This window comes from Chromobacterium sp. LK11, from assembly GCF_001043705.1.
GTDB classification, from domain to species: Bacteria; Pseudomonadota; Gammaproteobacteria; order Burkholderiales; family Chromobacteriaceae; genus Chromobacterium; species Chromobacterium alkanivorans.
Map to the genome: position 1 here is coordinate 1 of NZ_LDUR01000057.1, position 3,073 is coordinate 3,073.

4 protein-coding genes are annotated in these 3,073 nt (G+C 68.2%); all 4 read right to left on the minus strand.

The window, feature by feature from the left end; translation table 11 throughout:
- Window positions 1–130: 130 nt before the first annotated feature.
- Genes VK98_RS22495 through VK98_RS22510 form a run of 4 tightly spaced genes read right to left on the minus strand, consistent with a single transcriptional unit; the run spans window position 131 to window position 2,964 of the window.
- A complete protein-coding gene (locus tag VK98_RS22495) occupies window positions 131–784 on the minus strand; it encodes a phage baseplate assembly protein V (protein ID WP_048416156.1) in 654 nt (217 codons plus the stop codon).
- Complete coding sequence (locus VK98_RS22500; protein ID WP_048416157.1) at window positions 781–1,836, minus strand: phage late control D family protein; 1,056 nt, start codon at window positions 1,834–1,836, stop codon at window positions 781–783. Before VK98_RS22500 ends, VK98_RS22495 begins: the two co-directional genes overlap by 4 nt.
- Window positions 1,833–2,048, minus strand: a complete 216-nt coding sequence (locus VK98_RS22505; RefSeq protein WP_048416158.1) for a tail protein X — start codon at window positions 2,046–2,048, stop codon at window positions 1,833–1,835. Before VK98_RS22505 ends, VK98_RS22500 begins: the two co-directional genes overlap by 4 nt.
- Window positions 2,049–2,052: 4 nt before the next feature.
- A complete protein-coding gene (locus VK98_RS22510; RefSeq protein ID WP_048416159.1) occupies window positions 2,053–2,964 on the minus strand; it encodes a phage tail protein in 912 nt (303 codons plus the stop codon).
- Window positions 2,965–3,073 lie beyond the last annotated feature (109 nt).

The following is a 3,073-nucleotide window of genomic DNA, read 5'->3' on the forward strand; positions in this document are numbered from 1 at the left end:
CTTGTCTCGCCCTAGCTCGCGAGACTTTGAGCAGACTCGAAGAACCTTGATGCAAGACGCAAGCAAGCCCCGACGGCTCTCGCCGGCGGGGCTATGTCGTTGACGCGATGGCTGATCGCCGCCGCCGCGCCTACGCCGGCCCGCCTGTCATGCCGCCCGGCGCCGGGTGCACGTGGCCAACCAGGCTCTTGCCGCTGGCCACCACGTCGCCGCCAGCGTTGTTGAAGCTGCCGCCGCTCTGGCTGATGCTGCCGGAGAAGCTGGCGCCGCTGCCGCCGGAACCGTTCAGGCCACCCTGGTAGGTGAGCAGGCCCTTGACCAGCAAGGTGCCGCTGATCTCGGTGGCCGGCGCGTCTATGCTGACCTTGGCGCCGGCCTTGAGGATGATTTCCGCCCCGGCTTCCACCACCACCTTGTTCACCCCGCCGCTGACGGTGAGTTGGTGGGCGGCGCGGTCGTATTCCAGCGTCGCGCCGTCGGCGAAGCGGCGATGCCATTTGTCGACGCTGGCCACCGGCACCGCGTCGGCGGCGGAGAAAATGGCGCCCAGCACCACGCCGTCCTCGCCGCGGGCGTCCAGCAGCACCGCCACCTGCTCGCCGATGTCCGGCAGCCAGTAATCCTTGTCGCGGCCGCTCTTGCGGCTGAGCACCGGCAACCAGGCGGTGCGCAGCCGCCCCAGCTCCGGCAGCCGCACGCGCACGCGCTGGGTGTTGGCGTCCACGGCGGAGACGCTGCCGAACTTGAGAGTGGCCAGCGCTTCCGGCAGGGGTACGTCGGTCATGGGGTTTTCCTTTTCTCTTGGGCGACGCCGGCGGCCACCCGTTTCAATTCCAGTTCGCAGACATAACCGTCCTGGCGGCTGATGCGATGGCTGGCGCGCTGGATCTGGTAGCGGCCGGACAATTTGCCGAAGCCGTCCAGATCGATGTTGCTGCCGGCGGCCAGTTGCGGCGAGCCGTCCACGGTGATGGACATGCGAGTGCGGTCCAGTTGGCGGCGCTCCAGCTCCGCCGCGGCCATCTGCTCGGCCTGACGCTTGCCGGCGGCCTTGCGGGTGAGCTTGACGGTGTCCGCGCTGCTGGCCTTGCCGCCCGGCGCCTTGGCGTCGGCACGCGCGCTGGCGGTGCGCAGCGCGCGCTTAGCCGGATCGTGGTAGCTGACGTCCACTTGGGCCGGCACCTTGCTGAGCTGGTCCTGCGCCTGCCAGGCCATCAGCTGGGCCGGGGTGTAACGGCGCACGCTGGCGCTCTGCATCAGGTCGCTGCGCTTCCAGAACACCAGCTTGCGGTTGTTGTCCATCACCTTGCAGACATAGCCGTGCTGATCCGCCACCCGCTGCAGGAATTGCAGATCGGTCTCGTGGTACTGGGTCAGCCGGTCTATGTTCACCGCCTCGATCTTGCCCTGCAGCTTCATCCGGTGGCGCTTGGCGATGCGCTGGGCCAGCGCTTGCAGCGTGATCTGCTCATAGGCGCGGCCGTTCTTGGTGCGCAGCGGGTGCTGCACGCCGGTGGCCAGCGCGCGGATGCGCACGGTGGACGGCGGCGAGCGGTATTCCACTTCGTCGATGTCGAAGCTGCCCGCCGCCACCAGCGCCGCGCCGCGATAGCCCAGTTTGAGCGCCAGCGTGGCGCCCTTGTCCGGATACCAGCCGTCCAGCCAGCGGCCGTCCACGTCCTCCAGTTCCACGTCCAGCTCGTCGGATTCGCCGCTCAGATGGTCGGTGTAGCTGACGCTGAGCGCGTGGCGGGCGATGTCGGCGGTGATGGATTTGCCGTTGTAGCTGAGTTCGAAGGCCGGCGTCGGCACCTCTTGCGCGCGGCTGTCGCTCATGAGCGCCTCCACGGCGGCAGCTGTTCCAGCGCCTCGCTGTCGGCGGCTTCCAGCACCGGGATCGCCAGGATCAGGCCGGCGGGCAGGGTTTCGCCTATGGGGATGTGGGCGTTGTTGGCGATCAGCTGCGCCATCTGGCCGACGTCGCCGTAATAGCGCCAGGCGATCTGGTCCCAGCGTTCGTTTTCTTGAGTCACATGGTTCAGGAACATGGCGTCACCTCAGAATGCGCCGCACCGCGGCCTTGGCGGCCAGGCCGGCCAGCGGCTCGGCCAGATCGCGCAAGGCCACTTCGGCGCGGCCGTTGATTGTTTCGCAGGCGGCCAGCTTGTCCAGCACCTGGCCGGCCTGGGTGCCGGCCAACAGCCGGCCCATCGCGGTCATGTTCAGCTTGGCCTGCTGCAGGCTCTGGCCGACGCGCACCGCGTCGCCGGCCAGCTTGCTGTATTGCTCGAACTTGGCCATCTGCTCGGCGCTGACTTGCAGACCGGGCGCCAGCGCCTGCACCTCCTTGAGCAGGCCGGGCAATTTTTCCAGCGCCGCGGCCGGGTCGCGGCCGGCCAGCTGGCGCAGTTCGCGCGCGGTGTTGATCACGGTCTTGACCTTGCCCACCACGCTTTTGACCTGGGCCACGGTCTTGGCCAGACCGGCGATGTCGGCCTTGAAGCGCTCCAGCCCGGCCGGCAGCTTGAGCTTGCCGGCGGGCAGGCTGGCGGCGGCCTTGGCCAGCGCCGGCTTGGGCTTGGGCGGCGCGTCGCCGCCGTACTCGCGCAGGCTGAGCTGGGCCTCCACCGCCAGCAGGCTGCCGCTGCGGTCGGTCTGGCGGCCGGTGCTTTGCAGCTCGGTGATGACGAAACGGCCTTTGTAGTCGCCGTTGCCCAGCACCAAGGCCAGCGCCTGGTGCTGCTGGCGCGCCTCCTGCAGCTTTTGCAGCTCCTCGTCCGGCTGGCAGTAGGCGGCGTGCAGCACCAGGTCGATGCGGATTTCATCCAGCTTGTCGCCGACGAATTGCAGCACCGGCTTGCCGCCGATGCGGCCGTGCTCGGCGAAATCGCTGCCGCTGCGCTGTTCCAGGCCGTCGAAATAACTGATCAGATCAAACTCGATATTGCCCAGTACCGCGTACATGGGTAGCCCTCCGAATGGGTGGAAAGAGGAGCCGGCGCGCGGGCGCGCCAGGCTCCGTGGCTTTTAGAGAGCCTGGGTACGATGCTGCGAGCAAGAGCGAGACAAGGCG